This is a genomic window from Flavobacterium flavipallidum (assembly GCF_038289905.1).
GTDB classification, from domain to species: domain Bacteria; phylum Bacteroidota; class Bacteroidia; order Flavobacteriales; family Flavobacteriaceae; genus Flavobacterium; species Flavobacterium flavipallidum.
Window position 1 is genome coordinate 74,852 of the sequence record NZ_JBBYHU010000004.1, and the last position, 22,356, is coordinate 97,207.

The 22,356-nt window shown below is 31.1% G+C and carries 22 protein-coding genes; all 22 read left to right on the forward strand.

Annotation, left to right across the window (positions count from 1 at the left end):
• The first annotated feature begins 85 nt into the window (after positions 1-85).
• The 22 genes from AAEO59_RS03400 to AAEO59_RS03505 all read left to right on the forward strand — a co-directional run bounded on the left by AAEO59_RS03400 (position 86) and on the right by AAEO59_RS03505 (position 22,327).
• Complete coding sequence (locus tag AAEO59_RS03400; RefSeq protein WP_341699333.1) at positions 86-1,378, forward strand: nucleotide sugar dehydrogenase; 1,293 nt, start codon at positions 86-88, stop codon at positions 1,376-1,378.
• Between the two features lie 469 nt (positions 1,379-1,847).
• Positions 1,848-2,855 (forward strand): mannose-1-phosphate guanylyltransferase, encoded by a 1,008-nt coding sequence (locus AAEO59_RS03405; protein WP_341699334.1) that lies wholly within the window; start codon positions 1,848-1,850, stop codon positions 2,853-2,855.
• 251 nt (positions 2,856-3,106) lie between these two features.
• Positions 3,107-3,955: an ABC transporter permease gene (locus tag AAEO59_RS03410; RefSeq protein ID WP_341699335.1), complete on the forward strand. Its 849-nt coding sequence runs from the start codon at positions 3,107-3,109 to the stop codon at positions 3,953-3,955.
• A 180-nt stretch (positions 3,956-4,135) separates the two neighbouring features.
• Positions 4,136-5,380 (forward strand): ABC transporter ATP-binding protein, encoded by a 1,245-nt coding sequence (locus AAEO59_RS03415; RefSeq protein WP_341699336.1) that lies wholly within the window; start codon positions 4,136-4,138, stop codon positions 5,378-5,380.
• A complete protein-coding gene (locus tag AAEO59_RS03420; RefSeq protein WP_341699337.1) occupies positions 5,370-5,945 on the forward strand; it encodes a DapH/DapD/GlmU-related protein in 576 nt (191 codons plus the stop codon). The genes AAEO59_RS03415 and AAEO59_RS03420 overlap by 11 nt, the downstream gene beginning before the upstream one ends.
• Positions 5,938-6,357: a sugar 3,4-ketoisomerase gene (locus AAEO59_RS03425; protein WP_341699338.1), complete on the forward strand. Its 420-nt coding sequence runs from the start codon at positions 5,938-5,940 to the stop codon at positions 6,355-6,357. The genes AAEO59_RS03420 and AAEO59_RS03425 overlap by 8 nt, the downstream gene beginning before the upstream one ends.
• Positions 6,332-6,748, forward strand: a complete 417-nt coding sequence (locus AAEO59_RS03430; protein ID WP_341699339.1) for a sugar 3,4-ketoisomerase — start codon at positions 6,332-6,334, stop codon at positions 6,746-6,748. Before AAEO59_RS03425 ends, AAEO59_RS03430 begins: the two co-directional genes overlap by 26 nt.
• A 2-nt stretch (positions 6,749-6,750) precedes the next feature.
• Positions 6,751-7,275, forward strand: a complete 525-nt coding sequence (locus AAEO59_RS03435) for a GNAT family N-acetyltransferase (protein WP_341699340.1) — start codon at positions 6,751-6,753, stop codon at positions 7,273-7,275.
• A gap of 95 nt (positions 7,276-7,370) precedes the next feature.
• Positions 7,371-9,227: an acyltransferase family protein gene (locus AAEO59_RS03440; protein ID WP_341699341.1), complete on the forward strand. Its 1,857-nt coding sequence runs from the start codon at positions 7,371-7,373 to the stop codon at positions 9,225-9,227.
• A 16-nt stretch (positions 9,228-9,243) separates the two neighbouring features.
• Positions 9,244-10,344 (forward strand): DegT/DnrJ/EryC1/StrS family aminotransferase, encoded by a 1,101-nt coding sequence (locus AAEO59_RS03445; RefSeq protein WP_341699342.1) that lies wholly within the window; start codon positions 9,244-9,246, stop codon positions 10,342-10,344.
• A 4-nt stretch (positions 10,345-10,348) separates the two neighbouring features.
• Entirely contained in the window at positions 10,349-11,236 is an 888-nt protein-coding gene (locus tag AAEO59_RS03450; RefSeq protein ID WP_341699343.1) for a glycosyltransferase family 2 protein, read from the forward strand.
• Between the two features lie 2 nt (positions 11,237-11,238).
• A complete protein-coding gene (locus AAEO59_RS03455) occupies positions 11,239-12,126 on the forward strand; it encodes a glycosyltransferase (protein WP_341699344.1) in 888 nt (295 codons plus the stop codon).
• A gap of 27 nt (positions 12,127-12,153) precedes the next feature.
• Positions 12,154-13,269 carry a glycosyltransferase WbsX family protein gene (locus AAEO59_RS03460; protein WP_341699345.1) on the forward strand — a complete coding sequence of 372 codons (1,116 nt, stop codon included), beginning with the start codon at positions 12,154-12,156 and terminating at the stop codon, positions 13,267-13,269.
• Positions 13,269-14,147 carry an SP_1767 family glycosyltransferase gene (locus AAEO59_RS03465; RefSeq protein ID WP_341699346.1) on the forward strand — a complete coding sequence of 293 codons (879 nt, stop codon included), beginning with the start codon at positions 13,269-13,271 and terminating at the stop codon, positions 14,145-14,147. The genes AAEO59_RS03460 and AAEO59_RS03465 overlap by 1 nt, the downstream gene beginning before the upstream one ends.
• A 4-nt stretch (positions 14,148-14,151) precedes the next feature.
• Positions 14,152-15,129: a glycosyltransferase family 2 protein gene (locus tag AAEO59_RS03470; protein WP_341699347.1), complete on the forward strand. Its 978-nt coding sequence runs from the start codon at positions 14,152-14,154 to the stop codon at positions 15,127-15,129.
• 6 nt (positions 15,130-15,135) lie between these two features.
• Positions 15,136-16,278, forward strand: a complete 1,143-nt coding sequence (rffA, locus tag AAEO59_RS03475; protein WP_341699348.1) for a dTDP-4-amino-4,6-dideoxygalactose transaminase — start codon at positions 15,136-15,138, stop codon at positions 16,276-16,278.
• A 3-nt stretch (positions 16,279-16,281) separates the two neighbouring features.
• Positions 16,282-17,316 carry a glycosyltransferase gene (locus AAEO59_RS03480; protein WP_341699349.1) on the forward strand — a complete coding sequence of 345 codons (1,035 nt, stop codon included), beginning with the start codon at positions 16,282-16,284 and terminating at the stop codon, positions 17,314-17,316.
• A gap of 3 nt (positions 17,317-17,319) precedes the next feature.
• Entirely contained in the window at positions 17,320-18,477 is a 1,158-nt protein-coding gene (locus AAEO59_RS03485) for a polysaccharide pyruvyl transferase family protein (protein ID WP_341699350.1), read from the forward strand.
• Positions 18,477-19,661 (forward strand): glycosyltransferase, encoded by a 1,185-nt coding sequence (locus AAEO59_RS03490; protein WP_341699351.1) that lies wholly within the window; start codon positions 18,477-18,479, stop codon positions 19,659-19,661. The genes AAEO59_RS03485 and AAEO59_RS03490 overlap by 1 nt, the downstream gene beginning before the upstream one ends.
• Positions 19,654-20,844 carry a glycosyltransferase gene (locus AAEO59_RS03495; protein ID WP_341699352.1) on the forward strand — a complete coding sequence of 397 codons (1,191 nt, stop codon included), beginning with the start codon at positions 19,654-19,656 and terminating at the stop codon, positions 20,842-20,844. Before AAEO59_RS03490 ends, AAEO59_RS03495 begins: the two co-directional genes overlap by 8 nt.
• Before the next feature lie 5 nt (positions 20,845-20,849).
• Positions 20,850-21,743: a glycosyltransferase family 2 protein gene (locus AAEO59_RS03500; protein WP_341699353.1), complete on the forward strand. Its 894-nt coding sequence runs from the start codon at positions 20,850-20,852 to the stop codon at positions 21,741-21,743.
• 23 nt (positions 21,744-21,766) lie between these two features.
• Positions 21,767-22,327, forward strand: coding sequence for an acyltransferase (locus AAEO59_RS03505; protein ID WP_341699354.1), 561 nt, complete (start codon positions 21,767-21,769; stop codon positions 22,325-22,327).
• The last annotated feature ends 29 nt before the right edge of the window (positions 22,328-22,356 follow it).

Genomic DNA, 22,356 nt, shown 5'->3' on the forward strand with positions numbered 1-22,356 from the left:
TAGGTTTCTGGCTCGTTTTATGTGGGTTGGAACCGCGAAGCGTTGGAGAAAACTTATTAAGTTTTTTATAAATAAATAAAAATCAATGAATTATAATTCCAGGATTGCAGTAATTGGTTTGGGCTATGTAGGTTTGCCATTAGCCAGGTTATTTGCTACTCAATATACAGTAGTTGGTTTTGATATAAATCAAAAGAGAATCGATGCTTTAAATACTGGAATTGATACTACTTTTGAAGTAGAGGAATCTGTTTTGAAATCGGTTTTAATTTCCAAAGATAAAATTCAAACCCAAAAAGGATTGTATTGCAGTAATCAATTGGAAGCTATTGCTGACTGCAATTATTATATCATAACTGTTCCAACTCCAGTAGATAAAAACAATCGTCCTGATTTGACACCATTGTACAAAGCCAGTGAAACTGTAGCTAAGGTTTTAAAAAAAGGGGATATTGTCATTTATGAATCTACAGTTTATCCCGGAGTGACTGAGGACGAGTGTGTGCCGGTTTTAGAACGTATTTCGGGATTGCGATTTAATGTTGATTTTTTTGCAGGTTACTCTCCTGAGCGTATCAACCCCGGAGATAAAGAACATACTGTAGATAAAATTCTAAAAGTAACTGCTGGTTCAACTCCAGAAATTGGTCAAAAAGTAGATGCCTTATACAGCTCTGTAATTACTGCCGGAACGCATTTGGCTCCATCAATAAAAGTAGCTGAAGCAGCGAAAGTTATTGAAAACTCCCAACGAGATATTAATATTGCCTTTGTGAATGAATTGGCCAAAATATTCAATCTGATGCATATTGATACTCAGGCTGTTTTAGAGGCTGCGGCGACCAAATGGAATTTTTTGCCTTTTAAACCAGGATTGGTTGGAGGACATTGTATAGGGGTAGATCCTTATTATTTGGCTCAAAAAGCGCAGGAATTAGGGTATCATCCTGAAATTATTTTAGCAGGACGGCGCCTGAATGACAGTATGGGGGAATATGTGGCTTCTCAAATCGTTAAATTAATGATTAAAAAAGGAATTTCGGTTAACGGAGCTTCTTTGTTGATGTTAGGAATTACTTTTAAAGAGAATTGTCCGGATGTTCGTAATACAAAAATTATAGATGTAATTAAAGCTTTGCAAGATTATGGAATTGCAATCACCTTGTGTGATCCTTTAGCAAATCCAGAAGAAGTTAAGCTTGAATATGGTTTAGAATGTCTTTCAGTTCCAACGTTTAAGCATCAGTTTGATGCAATTGTTTTAGGAGTGGCACATCAAGAATTTTTAAATTTAGATTATTCAAAGCTTCAAAATGAAAGCAGTATTTTATATGATGTAAAAGGGGTTTTGAGAGAAGCTGTAGATGGAAGATTGTAGTTGAGAATAACACACCCCTAACCCCTCTTAAGAGGGGAATACGTTTGGATATAAAGCATAAATTTACTCTATTGTTTAAGTTTTGTTGTTTAATATAAGTTTGAAAAGAAAATTTTTTAAGGTTTGTGTGATTTAAAGAAATGGACACACTCCTAACTACTCTAAAGAAACTATTATGTCCCGATAATACATTGCGAATTCGCTTCTTGAGGAGGGTTCAATGGTATCAAGTTAAGCGTATTCTGTGTCATTTCGACCAGAGGAAGAAATCATATAAATTGAACAACTTGTGTGATTCCTCATTCTTCGTAATGACAAAATAAGGAGTGTTTTCCTTAACTTAATGGCATTGGAGGAGGGTTAGTGAGGTGTAAAACTTGAAAATAAATAAGATATAGAAAAATTGTTTTTAATCGGCTTCTATTTTTAACAACCGATGATAGACAAGCGATAACTGAAACCAGTTAATATGGAAAAAAAACATAACATTATACACGTCATTCTTACCGGAGGAGTAGGAAGTCGTTTGTGGCCTTTGTCTCGTAAGAGCAGACCCAAACAATATTTAGAAATTTTTGATGGTAAGTCTTTGTTTGAATTAACAGTTGATCGTAATCAGGATATAGTTGATAAGGTGATTGTGGTAGGGAATGTCGATAATTGTGATTTAAGCAGAGCTATTTTAGAAAAGAAAAATATACCTTATCTGGATATCGTTGAAGCAACACCCCGTAATACTGCAGCAGCTATTGCTTTTGCAGCATTTGCTGCTGATCCGGAGGATATTTTGATTGTGACTCCAATGGATCATATTATAGAGAAGAAAGATTTATATGATATTGCTGTTGCTGATGCTATTCAAAAAGCAGAAGAAGGTAATATCGTGACTTTCGGAATTGTACCTACTAAACCAGAAACAGGCTACGGTTATATTGAAGCTAAGGGTGAAAATGTACTGTCTTTTAGGGAAAAACCCAATTTGGTTACTGCCAAAGGATTTTTGGCTAAGAAAAATTTCTTATGGAATTCGGGGATGTTTTGCTTTCGAGCTGAAGTATTACTGGAAGAATTAAAGGATTTTCAACCTAAGATCTATAAAAAATCTAAAAAAGTTTGGGATCACTGCGAGAATGGTAGGTTAGACTTAGAGTTGTCTAAGGAGATTCCTGCAATCAGTATCGATTATGCGGTGATGGAACGCTCTAAGAAAATCAAAGTAATTCATTCGCAGTTTTTATGGTCTGATTTAGGATCTTTCGAATCGGTTTATGATTATTTACTGTCCAAAGGCCATCCGGTGGATGAAAACGGGAATATGGTAATAGGTGTTCAAAATTTCACCGCTTTCATAGGTATGAAAAATACGATTTTGGTTGCTACTGAAAATGCTAATCTGGTTTTGCAAAAAGAGTATTCTCAGGATGTGAAGGACTTGTATAACGAGTTGGAAGTAGAGAAGCCGGAGTTGTTGGAGTAAAAGCACTTAGAATCTGTTTAAAATTCATCAAAATTAATTTCCCCAAACCCTAGAGGGTGTAATTTTGATGAATTTTTAAGAAATTCTCCATCCGCGGAGGCGGAATGGGAAAACAAAATTTCTTTTTTTCGTATGAATTTAAACAGACTCTTAATAGTAAATCAATTCGTCAGACAAAGTCATAAACTGCACATATTCCCCTCTTGAGAGGGGTTAGGGGTGTGTAAATCAAGATAAAAATAAATAATAGAATGAATTCAGAACAGCAGTGGACAGAAGAAATTAAATCGCAGGATTCTCTTTTTGCTATCAATTTTAAAGAATTGTGGCATTACAGGGATTTACTTTTAATGTTGTTAAAGAGAGATTTTATTACTTTTTATAAGCAAACCATTTTAGGGCCTATTTGGTTTTTTGTTCAGCCTATTTTAACTTCTCTGATTTATTTGGTTTTATTTGGACAGGTAGCTAAATTGTCAACAGATGGATTGCCACAATTGGCTTTTTATTTGGCAGGAATTACCATTTGGAATTATTTTTCTGATTCGTTAACCAAAACCTCTACTGTTTTTCAAACGAATGCTTCTATTTTTGGGAAGGTCTATTTCCCAAGATTAATTATGCCACTTTCTATCGTCTTTTCAGGGCTATTAAAGTTTGTTATTCAGTTTGGGTTGTTTATTGCGGTTGTACTGTATTATACGTTTATTGAAAAATCAATTCAACCTAATTTATGGGTTTTAGCAACACCGTTTTTAATCCTTTTAATGGCAGCTTTTGCTTTAGGATTAGGAATGATTTTTTCTTCAATGACAACAAAATACAAAGATTTGTCCTTTTTGTTAGCCTTTGGAATCCAGTTGTATATGTATGCTACTCCTGTGGTGTATCCTGTATCGGCTATGCCTGAAAAATACCAATGGTTAGTAAAAGCAAATCCTTTAACCGGCATCTTTGAATGTTTTAGATATGGTTATTTAGGGTCAGGGAGTTTTACCCCGTCAAGTTTAATTTTTAGCACTTTCTTTATCAGTATTCTATTGATTTTAGGTATCGTTATTTTCAATAAAGTAGAGAAGAGCTTTATGGATACGGTTTAAAGCCTGTTTGAATTTGTTCCAAAAAAGAAATTTTCTTTTTCCCCGTCCCTAAAGGGTGGAAAATTTCTTGAAAATTCATCGAAATTACACCCTTTAAAGTTAGGGGTAATTAATTTTGATAAATTTTTAAACAGTCTCTAAAAGAATTAAGAATTTTTTAATTATTACTCTAAAAAAATAATGAAGCAACTCGCAATAAAAGCTGAGAATATATCCAAACAATACCGACTTGGAGAAGTAGGTACAGGAACTTTAACGCACGATTTAAATCGTTTTTGGCATAAAATAAGAGGAAATGAGGATCCATATTTAAAAATAGGTGATGCGAATGATCGAACTGCCAAAGGTAACAGCGATTATGTTTGGTCTTTACGCGATATCAATTTTGAAATTGAACAAGGTGATGCCGTTGGGATTATTGGACGTAATGGAGCCGGAAAGAGTACCTTGTTGAAATTGTTGAGTAAGGTAACGAAACCTACAACCGGAAATTTCAAAGTAAATGGTCGTATTGCTTCCTTATTGGAAGTAGGAACCGGTTTTAATCCCGAAATGACGGGACGTGAAAATATCTATTTGAATGGCGCCATTTTGGGAATGCGCCGTGCCGAAATCACCCGTAAGTTTGATGAAATTGTGGATTTTGCCGGTGTAGAACGCTATATTGATACGCCTGTAAAGCGTTATTCTTCAGGAATGTATGTTCGTTTGGCCTTTGCAGTAGCGGCTCACTTAGAATCTGAAATTCTGATTGTTGATGAGGTATTAGCCGTAGGAGATGCCGAATTCCAAAAGAAATGTCTCGGAAAAATGGGCGATGTTTCTAAAGGAGAGGGAAGGACGGTGTTGTTTGTGAGTCATAATTTACCATCGATTAAACAACTATGCAATCAGGCTATATATTTGAAAAATGGTCAATTAATTGCACAAGATGAGACAAATATTATTCTTGATTATTATAAAAGTGATTTTGACCTAAATATTAATACGAAAAAGTTTGTTTTAGAAAATTCTACTTTAAAAGTTAATGCAATTGAAATTAAAAATGTAAATGACTTAACATCAAATGATGAAGTTGAAATAATATTTGACTTTGATTCTAAAGTTAAAAACCAATCCTTAGCTTTTAGTGTTAATATCTATAACAATGAAGATATATTGCTTTTTGAAATGTTTATTCCTTTTGCTAATAATAGTAATTCTGAGATAAAAAATTATAAAACAGAATTAATTATACCAGCAAATATTTTGAATTCAGGAGATTATTTTATCAGTGTTATTTTTGCTAAAGATCAAAGTGAAGTTCTATTGCATTTAGATAAATTTTCAACTTTTAAAATAGAAGAAACTTTTGAAAATTCAGGAAAATATTTAAGAAGAATTCCAGGTATAATAAAACCTAAGTTGATATATAATGTTTATTAATATTATATTAAATCTGATTGATAGTATTAGATATAAGTATATATCTGTAAAATCTACTTGCAAACAGCTTGTTGGAGAATCAAATAATATACAACCGGTTTTATTAGTTGGAAATGGTAAAATTAGTTTTGGAGATAACGTTCAAATAGGATTTAATCCTTCCCCATTATTATATAGTACTTATGCGCACATTGAAGCTCGACGTGATACGGCACAAATTATTTTTGGGAATAACATTTATATTAATAATAACATTTCAATAATTGCAGAAAAAAGTACAATTGAAATAGAAGATAATGTGTTAATAGGATGTAATGTTCAGATTTTTGACTCTGATTTTCACTCGATTCACCCGGATAAAAGGAATTCGGGAACACATAGTTGTAAAAATGTATTGATAAAAAGAAATGTATTTATTGGCAACAATGTTATCGTATTAAAAGGGGTAACTATTGGTGAAAATTCAATTGTTTCTGCAGGGGCCGTAGTTTATGATTCTTTTCCAGATAATGTTATAATTGGAGGAAATCCAGCTCAAATAGTAAAAGAAATAACATATGAGTAAGATTGCGTTAATTCAACTTCCTAAAATAATTGATCCCAGAGGTAATTTGTCTTTTTTCGAAAAAGAAAATCAAATACCTTTTGAGATTAAAAGAGTCTATTGGATTTATGATGTTCCGGGTGGAGAAATAAGAGGAAGCCATGCTTTTAAAGAACAGAATGAGGTTATTATAGCCTTGTCAGGTTCTTTTGATGTGATTTTGCATGATGGAGAACAAGAAGTCAAATATTCTTTAAATAGATCTTATTATGGACTTTATGTTCCCAAAATGATGTGGAGAAGATTAGAGAATTTTTCGACTAATTCTCTTGCCTTTGTTGCAGCTGATACTATTTATGATCAGAATGATTATATAAGGGATTTCGAAGATTTTAAAACGTTAAAAAATGAAATTTATGGTAACGGTTTATAATTGTGACTTAATTCAGCTTAGAAAAATAAAAGACAGGAGTGGAAATATTACTCCTGTTGAAAATTCTGCGGACATCCCTTTTGACGTTAATAGAGTTTTTTATTTGTATGATATTCCAGGAGGAGAAAGTAGAGGGGCTCATGCTCATAAAGAATGTCATCAATTTTTGATAGCGGCAAGTGGTGCTTTTGAAGTACTACTAGATGATGGGAAAGTTAAGAGACAGGTTTTGTTAAATCGACCGGATATAGGGCTGCATATACCTCCAGGGATTTGGGCTTCTGAAGTTAATTTTTCTTCCGGAGCTATTTGTTTGGTACTCGCTTCTCATCATTATAATGAAACCGATTATATTAGAGATTATGATCAATTTTTAAATTATTATCATTGATTATGATAAGTAATTATAATATCAAATTACGCTTTGTTGAAGAAAAGGATGCTGCTTTTATTTTGGAGTTGCGTACAGACTTGTCAAAGTCAAGATTTATAAGTCAAACGGATTCTGATACAGAAAAACAGAAAGAGTGGATAAAAAACTATAAGCTTAGAGAAGAAAAAGGTGAAGAATTTTATTTTATAGCTTCAGATGTAAATGAAATTGATTTTGCTACGTATAGAATCTATAATAAGAAAGAAGATACTATTGAAATAGGTAGTTTTATTTCCAGACCTTCTTATAATAATCCCATCAATGTGATTAAGCTGGATATCATAATAAAGGAATACGTTTTTACTGTTTTAGGATATCAAAAATTGAATTTTGAAGTAAGAAAAGATAATAAATCAGTTGTCAATTATCACAAAAAATTCAATCCGGTCATAGTAAACGAAGATGAGTTAAATTATTATTTTGTGCTAGAAAAAGAAGCTTTTTTTGAAAGTAAAATTAAATTTCAAAGTTTTTTAAGTAAGTAGCATTCATCTTTTGATTTTAAAGAGTAATAGTATTCAAAAATGTACAATTTCTTAGTCTAAATTTTACATGCGTTTTTAAAAATCCAAATTTATAATTGAATAATTTTAGATACGATATATCCTTTTTGAGAGTATTGGCAGTTATGTCGGTACTGTTTTTTCACTATAATATTCGTGGATTCAGTGGGGGTTTTGTAGGAGTAGATATCTTTTTTGTGATTTCAGGTTTTTTGATGACACAAATAATAGTAAAAGGTATTGATAATAATAATTTTAGTATTCTTGATTTCTATAAGAGAAGAATGCTAAGGATATTTCCGGCATTACTATTTACGTTGGTCGTTTTTAGTGTAATTATTGCTTTTGTACTTCCAACTCAGTTTTTCCAGTTCCAAAATAATGCTTTTTCAAGTACACTTTTCTTTTCTAATATTTATTATTACTTAAGTTCCGGATATTTTGATGCGGCTTCTCACTATAATTTTCTGTTGCACACTTGGTCATTATCAGTTGAATGGCAATTTTATATTATTTATCCACTCTTTTTGTTGCTTACAAAAAGGCTCTATCAATCGAATCTACAACTTTTTAAAGTTATTTTCATATCTGTGACATTATTATCCTTAGGAAGTGTTTTGTATTTTAATGCGATAGGCAAAAACGACTTTTCCTTTTATATGTTTGTCACAAGAGCATGGGAAATGATGGCAGGTGGTTTAGCTTTATTATACCAGCAGTCATTTCAAAAAATAGCTGTCAAATGGAAATTATTTGGAGTAACCGTTTCATTGTTTTCTCTGTTGTTGTTTGTTTATTTGGTTAATGGTTATACGGTGATGTGGCCATCGCTATTAACAATTTTACCTGTTACAGCTACAGCCGTTATTATTAGTTTGAATCAGGAACTTCGTTGGTATAAAAATAAAATGGTTACTTATTTAGGAAATATCTCTTATTCACTTTATTTATACCATTGGCCATTTTTTGTTATAAGTCATTTTTTAGTTTTGGATATAGCATTCAAACATCGATTGGTTTTTATTATTTTATCTTTTTTGTTGGCTGTTTTTTCATACGAATTGATAGAGAAAAATAAGTTAGTCAAAAACTTTAAGTTTGTTGCAACAACGAGTGTTTCAATATTTGCAGTTACATTTTGTTTGGCTAAATACAATACTAATATTACTATCAATAAAGAAATAGATCTTGGGAAATATGTTGCTAATTATAAATTTAGTGATGAAGCCAAAGCCCAATACAGAATGGGTAAATTTCATCATTTAGGTGATCAACCTTTACCATCTGACTTTAAAAACAATTTATTTTTTCCAAATAATAACAAAAAAAATATTCTTTTAATTGGCGATAGTCATGCCGGAATGTTTGGTCAAACAATGCAGCAAATAGCTGATAATTTAAATCTTAATCTAATTCAAATATCTTCTGATGCAACTTTTCCAATTAAAGATGCTAAAAGTGTTTTTGAAACACCTATAAAGTTATTTAATTATGCTTTTACTGATTTTATTCCGGCTAATCAAGACAAAATTAATTTGGTAGTCTTTAGTGCTAATTATTTGGGATATGAAGATGTACTTTTAGATGACTATTTGAACAAAACTTTAGCTTATTTTAATAAAATTAATATCCCCGTTTTATTTATTGGACAAACTAGAGCCTATAAATTAGATTATTCTACCTATCAATTTTTACTTGATAAATATCAAATAGAAAGTCAGGAAGATAAAGATAGAATTAAAAGAGTAATGGATAAAAATGAAGTTTTGCTGGCGAAGCTTGGAAATAGATATGTAGATTTATTTAAAAAAGAAGTTAAACCTTTATCCCTAAATGGTGTTCCTTATATTTATGATCATGACCATTTAACTTTTTTTGGTACTAATCAATATAATACGCTAATTACGAATAAAATAAAAAGCTTCATCAAGTAAATATATTCAAAGGAATATGATTAAATTTTTAGATCTTCAAAAAGTTAATTTGCTTCATCAGGAAGCTATCGAAAAAAGAATGCTGGACGTATTTCGTTCTGGTTGGTATTTGTTAGGAAAAGAAGTAAAAACATTTGAAGAAAATTTAGCGCAATATATAGGTTCCAAACATGCTATTGGTGTAGCCAATGGTTTGGATGCCTTACGGTTGATTTACAGAGCTTATTTAGAATTAGGTATTATGCAGGAAGGAGACGAGGTTATAGCTCCTGCTAATACTTACATTGCCTCTTTATTAGCTATATCAGATAATGGCTTGGTTCCTGTATTAGTTGAACCTGATGATACTACTTTTAATATTGATATATCGAAAATTGAAGCAGCCATCACCTCAAAGACTAAAAGTATTCTAATTGTTCATTTGCAGGGTAGAGTGGTGTATAATGAAGCTTTGAAATCCTTAGCCGAAAAATACCAATTGAAAATTGTTGAAGATAATGCACAGGCAATTGGTGCTATGTGGAACGGTATCAAAACCGGAAACCTAGGAGATGCGGCTGGCTTTAGTTTTTATCCAGGTAAAAACTTAGGTGCTTTGGGAGATGGAGGAGCTGTTACAACTAATGACGATATTTTAGCATCTACAATACGAGCCATTGCAAATTATGGTTCTAATCAAAAATATGTTAATATATACAAAGGATTAAATTCCCGATTGGATGAAATTCAGGCAGCCATATTAGATGTTAAATTGCGATATATTGATACTGAAAATGAACGCAGAAGACAAATAGCCAATAAGTATAATGCAGGGATTACTAATCCTAAAATTATACTTCCGGAAATTCCTGTGAATGACTTAGAGCATGTATGGCATGTATATGTAGTACGAACTGAAAATAGAGATGCATTACAACAATATTTGACTGATAAGGGTATTCAAACTATTATTCATTATCCAATACCGCCTCATAAGCAACATGCTTATAAAGAAATGAATGATTTGTCTTTTCCAATAGCAGAGAAAATGCACAAGGAGGTTTTGAGTTTGCCTATTAGCCCGGTAATGACAAATGAGGAGGTTAATACGGTAATTGCTATACTAAATACTTTTTAAGATAATGGAAAATCCATTAGTAACCATTGTTGTTGTAAGTTATAATCATTCAAAATATATTAAAGAAAATTTAGATAGTATAAAAAAACAATCTTATCCAAATATTGAATTAATTATTGGAGATGATGCTTCCCTAGATAATTCGGTCGAGGTTTTTGAAAGTTGGTTACAAGCAAATCAGTATAGTGCGATAACAAATTTTCATAAAAAAAATACCGGATTGGCGACCACGTTGAATGAATGTATTGGATTGGCAAATGGTAAGTACATAAAACTTATTGCAGCAGATGATTTCTTTCATTTTGATTACATAAAAAATTGTGTAGCCTTATTTGAAACCACAAATGCGGATTTAATTTATACAAAGGCTTATGGTGTTGATGAAAATTCTAAGATTTTAAATGAGGATTTTTTCGGAAGTCCTGAATTTAAAAATAACAAAGAGTTAAGAGCATTATTATACAATGGCAATTTCATTTCAGGAGCTGCTTTTATTGTAAGGAAATCAGTTTACAATAAGATAGGATATTATCAAAGAGACGTTTTATTAGAGGACTATGATTTAGTTTTAAAAATGTTAAATAGTGGTTTGGTAATTAAATATTTGCCCCAATCTCTTTTATATTACAGAAGACATGACGGAAATATTACTAAAACTAAATTTGATTTATTACAGGCACATACAATAGCAACAAAAATTAAGTATGATATTCATTTTGAATTTGATAGTGTTATTAATGGAAATATTCTAAAGCAATTAAAGCAACTTAATCCAAATTTAGGATTAATTAAAAAGGGATATTATAAATATAAAAAAAGAAAATTGTTTTATTATTTGTTAATAAATAAGCCTTTTTTGATCAAGTCATTCATCAAATTGAGATTGATATAAATATGTTGTCAATAATCATATCCTCATATCAAAAAAGTTATTTTAATCAGTTTGAGAAAAATGTTGAAGCTACGATTGGAACTGGTTTTCAATATGAAATAATCAAAATTGATAATCCTGGAATTATGGGGATTTGTGCAGCTTATAATTCAGGAGCAGCTAAGGCAAAATATCCCAATTTATTGTTTATTCATGAAGACGTACAATTTGAAACTCAAAATTGGGGAGATATATTAATACAATATTTAAAGCGTCCTGAAATAGGAATAGTAGGTTTAGCAGGAGCAACTCGAAAAACCAAAATGATATCAAGTTGGTATCAGTTGTTAATAGGTGATAAGGATGCCAACAGATATAATTATAAGCAGGTTTTTAAATTTCAGGATAGAGCGACTGAAGTAAGAACGAATAATCCATTACAGGAGTATACCTCTGATGTTATCACTTTAGATGGTCTTTTTTTAGCTATTGAGGCTTCAAAGTTTAATCATTTTAAGTTTGATGAATCGCTATTAAAAAGCTTTCATGGTTATGATTTAGATTTTAGTTTGAATGTTTCAACGCAATATCAAAATATTGTAATTTATGACATATTGCTCACTCATTTTTCAGAAGGAAAGGTAAATGAATGTTGGGAAAAAGAAGCTCTTTTAGTTCATAAAAAGTGGATGAAAACACTGCCAATTGACGATGGCGTTTTAACGAATTCTGAAATTAAAAATCTCGAGACAGCAGTTTTATACGATACATTGAATAGGATATTTAGTTATGATTTAGATAAGTTTTCTAAACTTTTATTAATATGGCGTATTTTAAAAACATACAAAATGAAATCAAAGTTTTTTCAAAAAACTTTCCTTGTCGAGTTAAGATATAAATTGTTCAATTAAAAAATTAAATAAAGAAGCACTTAACTAATGAAATTTTTAGCCTATTATTTACCTCAATACCATCCTATTCCAGAAAATAATAAATGGTGGGGAATTGGTTTTACCGAATGGACCAATGTTGCGAAAGCAAAACCATTATTTAAAGGACATAGACAGCCTATTTTGCCTAGTGAATTAGGTTACTATGATTTAAGGTTAGTGGATACCCAAATTCAGCAAGCTGAATTAGCCAAAGAATATGGAATAGATGGATTTATTTATTATCAATATTGGTTTGGTGACGGAAGGATGCTATTAGAAAAGCCGGCTGAAAATATGCTAAATGATAAAAGAGTCGATTTACCATTTTGTTTTTGTTGGGCAAATGAAACCTGGTCAGGAATATGGCATGGTGTCGATAATCCAGAGGTATTGATGGAGCAACAATATTTAGGTCAAAAAGATTATACTGATTATTTTAATTATTTATTGCCTTTTTTTAAAGATGATCGATATATCAAAGTAGCAAATAAACCGAAGTTTCATATTTATAGATTAGATTCAATTCCTGATATAGAAGTTTTTATTGAAACATTTAATCAATTGGCTAAAGACAATGGATTTGATGGGGTTTATTTTGTAGCAACCGGAAATGTAGGTTCAGAAAATGTTGTTAATAATGATAAAGTATTTGGTGTAGTAGGTTTGGATTTTTTTAAAAAATTGAGATATTCACAATATTTTTATTTTGATGAAGAAAGTAAATGGTTTAATTATGAACGTTTATGGAAAACATGGACAGGTCATTTTAAAGAAATGAGTAAGCGTAAAAAACCATTGGTTGTTAATTATGAGGCAGGAATTAAAAAAATGCCAACAACAATTTTAAATTCCAAATATATTCCCTGTATTCTGCCTAATTGGGATAATTCAGCCCGTTCAGGAGTTAAATCTTTAGTATTACACAATTCCAATCCCGAAGCATTTAAACATTATTTAAGTCAAAGTGTTCAGGAATATAAAAAACATCCCGAAAATCCTCCTTTTTTTATAATTAAATCATGGAATGAATGGGCTGAGGGGAATTATTTAGAACCGGATCGTTTTTTTGGGCGTAAATGGTTAGAAGTGATTAAGGAAGTAAGAGCAAAACACAATATTTAGTGAAGAGGCAGCTGTATTATATTTATTGGTTTTTTAGAACGTTACCTTTACGAAGGAATTTTCCAAAATACAATGTTTTATCAGTTGAAGAAACTATTACTGATATTGTGACCAATAAAAAATCGTTAAGCCGTTTTGGTGATGGTGAGTTTCGATTGGTGAATAGAGAACGCAATATTGTATTTCAAAGTTTATCCAATGAAATAGCAGATAGATTATCTGAAGTTTTAAACTCAAAATTACCGAACCATTTAGTTGCAATACCATCTAGTTTTGTATCGGTTAAAGAATTTAAAAGAGAGGCTAAAATCCATTGGCTTCACTTTATTAATCAATATGGAGATCAAATAGCCCAAAGTATAACAAATAAAAAATATGTTTTTGGGAATGCTTTTATTTCGCGTTTTTACATTGATTATCAAAGTAAAAAAGATGCCGTAAAAGTTGTGCGTTTATTGAAAGAAATTTGGAATCTAAAAGATGTGGTCATTGTAGAAGGTGAGTTCTCTCGTCTGGGGGTAGGGAACGATTTGTTTGGCAATGCTAAAACACTTCAAAGAATTATATGTCCTTCAAAAGATGCATTTAGCAAGTATGATACAATTTTAGAGATAGCAAAGTTACACGGTAAGCATAAATTAATTTTAATTGCATTAGGGCCAACCGCATCTGTTTTAGCCTATGATTTAGCAAAATCAAATTATTGGGCCATTGATATTGGTCATGTAGATGTTGAATATATGTGGATGCTTCAAAACGCAAAAAATAAGATCCCCATTAAAGGGAGATATGTTGCAGAAGCAGCTTCAAATGAAAACTTTGAAATTCAGGAAAATGATAGAGAATTATATAGGTCTAGTATAATTTGTAACATATAAATTGATGAAGTTAAGTATCATAATACCAGTTTATAATACCGAATCATATTTAAAAAGATGTTTGGATAGTGTCTTTTCTCAGGATTTATCCACCAATGATTTTGAAGTTATTGTTATAAATGACGGTTCTACGGATAATTCCTTAGCTATATTAGAGGATTATGAACGAAAACATGAAAATTTAGTATTATTATCTCAGGAGAATCAAGGGGAAGCGGTTACTAGAAATAAAGCTATTGAAATTTCAAAAGGAGTTTATATTGCTTTTGTAGATTCTGATGACGCTATTTATGATGCTACTCTTTTAGATATAGTTAGATATATAGATTTGTATGATTTGGATCTTTTGTATCTAAATATACATTTGTATGACGAAAAAGGGAATTTTATCAATAAAACCAATTCTGTTGGTGATATAAATGTAGTAAAAGATGGCTTATCGCATCCAAGAAGAACTTTTCCAGCAACAATCTATAGAAGAAGTTTGATACAAAATATTAAATATCCTCAAGGTATAATGATTGGGCCTGATACTGTTTTTAATGTAAAAGCTCATTTTTTAGGAAAAAAAATTAGTTATTGGGATGTACCCTATTATAAATATACTCAAAGACCGACTTCTTTATCTAAACAAGGACGCTCAGATAAAGCCTATCAAGGTTTTGTAAAAGCTATAATTGAAATTACTCAATTTGAAAAAGCAAATTCATCAAAGTCTATTATAGAAAATCAATATTTTAAAGAGGTATATCTTCTTCTTATAACAAGAATTGTTGAACTAAATATAATTCCAAATTGGGATAAAGTAAAGTATACTGCCTTAATACAATTATTGGATGAATTACAAATTCGAACAGAGTTAGCAAAGTTGTCCTCTAAATATAAGTATATCGATAAGAGTTTTTACTCTTTTAAATACTATCAAAATTATCTTGGATTAAAGTCCATACTTTATAAAAAACTAATTAGCAGTAATAAATAAATATAAATGATTCCGTTTAATAAAACTCATCAAACAGGTAACGAGATAAACTACATGCAGGAAGTTTTGGCCAGTGGAAAATTGGCCGGAAACGGACTTTTTACCAAAAAATGTCAGAGTTGGTTTGAAGAGCGTTACGGTTTTAAAAAAACCATATTGACCACTTCTTGTACCGATGCATTAGAAATGTGTGCTATCTTGATAAATATTAAGGAGGGGGATGAGGTTATTGTACCCAGTTATACCTTTGTTTCTACTGCCATTGCTTTTGTAAGACAAGGGGCTAAGATTGTCTTTGCCGATTCCTATGCTGATAATCCTAATATAGATGCCGATAAAATCGAATCCCTGATTACAGCTAAAACCAAAGCGATTGTTCCCGTACATTATGCAGGGATAGCCTGTGATATGGATAAAATTATGGAAATTGCTAAGAAGTATCAACTGTATGTTATTGAAGATGCAGCTCAGGCAATTGATAGTTTCTATATTGATAAAGATGGTGTAAAAAAAGCATTAGGAAGCATTGGACATTTAGGGGCATTTTCTTTTCATGAGACCAAAAATATTATATCAGGCGAAGGCGGTTTGTTAACCATCAATGACGAACAATTTATTCGCAGAGCTGAAATAATTTGGGAAAAAGGAACCAATCGTGCTGAGTTTTTCAGAGGCGAGGTAAATAAATATGGTTGGGTAGATACCGGTTCTTCTTTTTTACCTTCTGAACTGATTGCTGCTTTTTTATGGGCGCAATTAGAACAAATTGATGTAATCCAAGCCAAACGAATTGGTTTGTGGAACCGCTATTATGAATTGTTGAGTAAACTGGATTTGAAAGAGATTCAATTGCCTCAAGTTCCTGATTATGCTACTAATAACGGGCATTTGTTTTATATTGTTACAAAGAATATTGAAAGCAGAAATCAATTGATTCAAAGAATGAAAGAAAATGGTTTTCATGCTGTTTTTCATTATTTATCACTGCATAATAGTGACTATTATAAAGAGCAATACGATGGAGACGAACTTGAAAACAGCGATAAATTTACAGATTGTTTATTGAGACTTCCGTTGTTTTATGATTTACAGGAATCAGCTATAGAACAATTAGTTGAAAATTGTTTGAACCCCGCTTTTATAAGCTAATAGATGAATACTCCTAAAATTAGTGTCATTATTCCGGTTTATAATGTTGAAAAATACATTCAGGATTGTATTGAATCTTTAATTCATCAGACTTTCAAAGATTGCGAATTTATTTTTGTAAATGATGGATCAACAGATAAATCAAAGTTGATTATCGAATTGTATCTGGAAAAAGATAGCCGAATACAGCTTGTAAATCAGGAAAATAAAGGGGTGAGTGTCGCCAGAAATGAAGGTATATCCATTGCAAGAGGACAATATATTGCCTTTGTTGACGCTGATGACTGGATTGAAAAAGATATGTATCAGCGACTTCATGATACCATGGAGCAATATCAATCAGATATCGTTTTGTGTAATATGTTTGGTTACGTTAATGGGAAACAATTTATTTCAGGATATGAATTTCCGAAAGAAAAGCGTTTAGGAATAGATTTTATACAAGATACGCTTTGGAGGCATCTAATTCAAAAAGATGATTTGTATTCTTCCTGTAACAAACTTTTTAAAGCAGCTATTATTAAAGATAATGCTATTAATTTTCCACCAGGAAACAAATTGTCTGAAGATAATGTTTTCAATTTAAAGTATTTCAATAAAATACAAAGTTTTGTTTATATTGATTACACGGGTTATCATTACCGCGAAGTTGCCGGAAGTGCCATGCGAAGTATTTTAAAAATGAATTATTTTGAGAATATTTTAAGATTATATCAGGTTGATTATAGACGCTATTTAGATTTAAAATTCAGCGATGAAGAAATTGAAAAAATTCGTTCAGAAAAGCTGATTAATAATACCATATCGTTAATCCATTTTTATTTTGTTCCTACGCCACAGCTGTCTTTGATGAAAAGAATAGCTATGATAAAACAAATGCTTTATAATGAAGATGTTGTTGGTGTAATTCATAAATATTATCAAAGTCTTTATGACAAAGGCGGGAGATATGATCAGTTTATTTTAAAAGCAGTAAAAAATCAGTCAGTAGTAAAATTGTATATAGCTACTTCTTATAGTAGGTATAGAAATAAATAAAATATGAAAATACTAATGTTCTTCCATGGAGGAAGTAAAAATAGAGGCTGTGAAGCTATTGTTCGTTCAGGAGTTGCTTTGATAAAAAAACAAAACCCCAATGTAACTGTTGACTTAATTTCATTAGATGCTGCATCGGATACGATGATTCCTTTGATAGATACATTATATTCGGAAAAACGTAGACAAATCTCTAAATATTCTTTTAATTGGTTGCTCAGTTTAATCAATCTTAAGATTTTTAAAGACGAGAACTTTCCTTATAGAATTATTCATAAAGATATAATTGAAAAGATACCTCATTATGATGTGTTCCTGTCCATTGGTGGAGATAATTACTGTTATGGTGAGCAACCCGGGTTTTATGAAATCAACCGTTGTATTAAAAAGGCAGGAAAGAAATTAGTATTATGGGGAGCATCAATAGGAACTGAGGATCTTTCTGAACAAAAGATTCAGGATTTAAAGCTTTTTGATTTAATCTTGGCCAGAGAGACCTTAACTATGGATATTTTGAAAAATAATGGTATTCAGGAGGTAAAACTTTGTGCTGATGGAGCTTTTACAATGGATAAAGAGGAATTGTCTTTGCCGGAAGGATGGGTAGAAAATAATACGATTGGGTTTAATTACAGTCCGTTAGTTTGGAAAAAGAACAGCAATTCAAAAAAAGCCGCTTTTGATTTAGTACAACATATCATTGTCAATACGAATCTGACGATTGCTTTAACGCCTCATGTTATTGAATCAGGAAATGACGATTATGCGATACTTCAGGAATTTTATAATCAGTTTAAAGAGAGTGGCAGAGTACTAATTTTACCAAAAGATTTAAATGCTATTCAATACAAGGGGTATATTTCCAGAATGCGTTTTTTTATAGGAGCAAGAACCCATGCCACTATTGCTGCTTATTCTAGTGGCGTTCCTACGATGGTTTTGGGTTATAGTGTAAAATCTAAAGGAATAGCAAAAGATATTTTTGGTACTGAAAAATTAGTTTTGAATCTCGAAGAGATTTCTAATTCAGAGAAATTGATATCCAATTTTGATGAAATGTTAGAAGAGGAGAAAAGTTTGAAAGCTGTATTAGAAAACAAAATTCCTGAAATTAAAAAGATGTCGCATAAAGCTGCAGCCTATCTTTTTGAATTAAATTAATGAAAAAAAGCATTGTTTTTGTAATTCCCAGTCTGGATGCAGGAGGGGGCGAAAAAAGTCTGGTGAATTTATTGAATTGTATTGATTTTAATCAATACGAAGTGGATTTAATTCTTCTAAATAAAAAAGGAATTTTTTTAAAATCAGTACCAGCCGAAGTAAATATCCTTGAGCTTAACGAGGATTATTTAATTTTCACAAAAAATATCAAGCTTGCTATTGTTGAGTTTATCAAAAAAGGAAAATTAAAACTGGCATTTTCAAGGTTTATGTATGCTTTGAAACTTTTCAGTATACAAAATAGTGGAATTGCCGAACAAAGAAGTTGGAAATATATAGTAAAGTCAATCAAGTTACCATTTGCTAAATATGATGCAGCAGTAGGATTTCTTGAAAAATCATCAATTTATTTTATTATAGACTGTATTGAAGCTAAAAAGAAAATAGGTTTTATACATAACGATTACAATAAATTGAATTTGGATGCAAGTATAGATGAAAAATATTTTAGGAATCTTGATGTTATTGCAACCGTTTCTGAGGAATGTGCTACAGTTCTAAAAGAAAGATTTCCTGATTTCCTAAAAAAGATCAAAGTAATATACAACATCGTTTCAGAAGAATTGATCCATAAATTAGCTCTCGAAAAAGCCAATATAAATAAGTCAGTCCCTATTATACTTTCAATAGGGAGATTGCATCCGCAAAAAGGATTCGATTTAGCTATCGATGCCGCTTTGATATTAAAGGAAAATAATATTCATTTTCAGTGGTTGGTCATTGGCGAAGGCGAACAAAGAATGGAGCTGACAAAAAGAATAAAAGAGAAAGGACTGGAAAAAAACTTTATTCTTTTAGGATTAAAAGAAAATCCATACCCATATCTTAAAGCCGCTACTGTATATGTGCAACCATCTAAATACGAAGGCAAATCGATTGCTATAGATGAAGCCAAGATACTCAATAAGCCTATTATTGTTACTAATTTTTCTACTGCTAAAGATCAAATTCAATCCAATGTAAACGGAATTATTACGGAGATGAAACCCGATGCGTTAGCAATAGCAATAAGCAATTTATTAGATGATAATAATCTTCAGACCTCATTAGCTGAAAATTTATCTAAGGAAAAATTAGGGACAGAAGATGAAATTAATAAAATATATCAGTTGATAAATGAATAGTAAGAAAGATATTTTATTTATTACCCATGAGTTGCAGTGTGGTGGTGCAGAAAAGGCACTTATTTCTTTGTTGCAGGTAATAGATTATGATAAATTTAATGTTTATGTCCAGCTTTTTTGGAACAGAGGGCTGTTTTTAAATCAGCTCCATGAAAAAGTAATTCTTCTGCCAGCTCCTGTTGCATTTCAATATTTTGATATGTCAATAAAAAAAGCTTTGTATGAATGCTTGAAAAAAGGAAGGTTTGATATTATTTATAATCGGATTATCTCAAGTATCCTAATGAAATTTGAGAAAAATGTTTATCGGAAAGAGCAGTTGAGCTGGAAATATGTTAGTCGATGCGTTCCGAAATTAGATCAGAAATTCCATTATGCTGTAGGTTGTATTGAAAAAGGACCTAATTATTATTGTGTTGAAAAAGTGGATGCACCCAAAAAGCTTGGATGGATACATAATGATTACGACAAAATGCACATGTCTAAAGAAATCGACATTCCTTTTTTTAATAAAATAGATTATATTTTCACCGATTCTGAGGAATGTAAATTAGTCTTGGAGAATAATTTTCCAATGTTTCCGGGTAAATTCCAAGTTTTGAAAAATATTGTTTCTCCAAAATTAATACACAAATTAGCTCAGGAAGAAATTGACCCACCGTACTCTGGTTTCAAAATTATTTCTGTTGGTCGTTTCAGTCATCAAAAAGGCTATGATATGGCCATTGATGCTGCCAAAATAGTTAAAGACAAAGGCTACGATTTTAATTGGATTATTTTGGGTGATGGAGAATTAAAAGAGGAACTTAAAAAACAAATATCAGATAATAATTTAACGGATATTATTCAATTATTGGGTATTAAGGAAAATCATTATCCTTATGTACAGCAAGCCGATGTATTTATGCAAACCTCCCGTTTTGAAGGGAAATCAATTTCTATAGATGAGGCTAAAATTTTGAATAAACCTATTTTGGTAACTAACTTTAGCACCGTAAAAGATCAAATTACAGATTACAAAACGGGTATTATTGCAGAGATGAATGCTGAATCAATAGCCGAAAAATGGATTGAACTAATCGTAGATAAAGGATTAAGAGAGCGATTAACTCATAATTTATCATTAGAAGATAATGGAACCGAAAGGGAGATTGAACGTTTGTATCATTTTTTAAATAATTAAAAAAAATGGTTTTTACAGTCTTTACTCCGGTTTATAATAGAAAAGAGTTTCTACCTAAGATATATCAAAGTCTGTTAGCTCAAAAGAACAAGAATTTTGAATGGCTAATCGTTGATGATGGAAGTACTGATGGTGTTGAAGAGCTTGTGAAAGAGCTAATTGCAAGAAAAGAAATCCAGATTAATTATTATTATAAAGAAAACGGGGGAAAACATAGTGCCATTAATTTTGGAGTAAATAAAGCAAAGACGGATTTATTTATAATTATTGACAGTGATGATTTTTTTGCAAACAATGCTTTGGAATTATTATCTGAACAATGGGATGTTATTAAGAATGATAATAGTATTTGTGGTATTGTAGGTTTGTCAAGCTATACAAACGGTGAAATTGTAGGAAGCCCATTTCCTGATACAATTTGGGATGTTCATTTTCCAGATATTTATTATAAGTACCATCTGAAAGGTGATAAATCAGTTGCATTTAAAACCAGTGTTCTAAAAGAGTTTCCTTTTCCAGAGAAAATGGGTGTCCGTTTTGTTTTCGAAGCTGTGGTTTGGCATGAAATGGCAAAAAGATACAAAGTAAGATGTATCAATGAGGTTATTCAATTTGTAGAATATCAAAACCAAGGACTTTCAGATAGTTCGTATAAAAAATGGTATATAGAAGGTCTGGCTTTTTCGTATTATAAATTGATAGACAATCAAACGCATCCTTTTCTAAAATACCCAAAAGTGTTTTTGTGGGATTATGTTTATTTAGTTATTTATTCTTTATTGCTAGAAGAGAATTATTTTCAAAAACTCAATACACTTTACCAAAAACTAATTTATTTATTTGTTTTTCCAAGGGCTTATTATTCCTATAGAAATATGAAAAATTTACTAAAAGATTAATTGATTAAATCGCTGAAATATTTATGATTAAAAGAATTATAAAATCGATAAAATTCCGTTTAGGGATGATTTCTGAGGGGGAACTAAACGTAGAAGCCTGCTTGAAAATGGGGATGAAATTAGGAAAAAATGTTCATGGAGTAGCGGCCTGTATGCTGGATTATGCCCATTGCTGGTTAATTGAAATAGGAGATAATGTAACATTTGCGCCTCAGGTTTATTTATTAGCTCACGATGCCAGTACTCAAAAGTTATTAGATTATACAAAAATTGCTAAAGTAATTATTGAAGACAATGTTTTCATTGGGGCGCGAGCATTAATTATGCCTGGTGTTAGAGTTGGTAAAAATTCCATTGTAGCGGCAGGGAGTATTGTAACTAAATCAGTTCCTGAAAATACAGTAGTGGGTGGTAATCCTGCCAAATTTATTACTACAGTAGCTGATTATAAAAAGAAACATCAGGAAATAATGCAAACAGCTCCTGTTTACGATAAAAGTTGGTTAATGCAGGAAGGCATAACCGCCGAAATGCGCGAAAAAATGAATAGAGATTTAGAAAACACATTAGGATATATTGTTTAACAAAGTTGTACTCATTTAATTTTTAAATA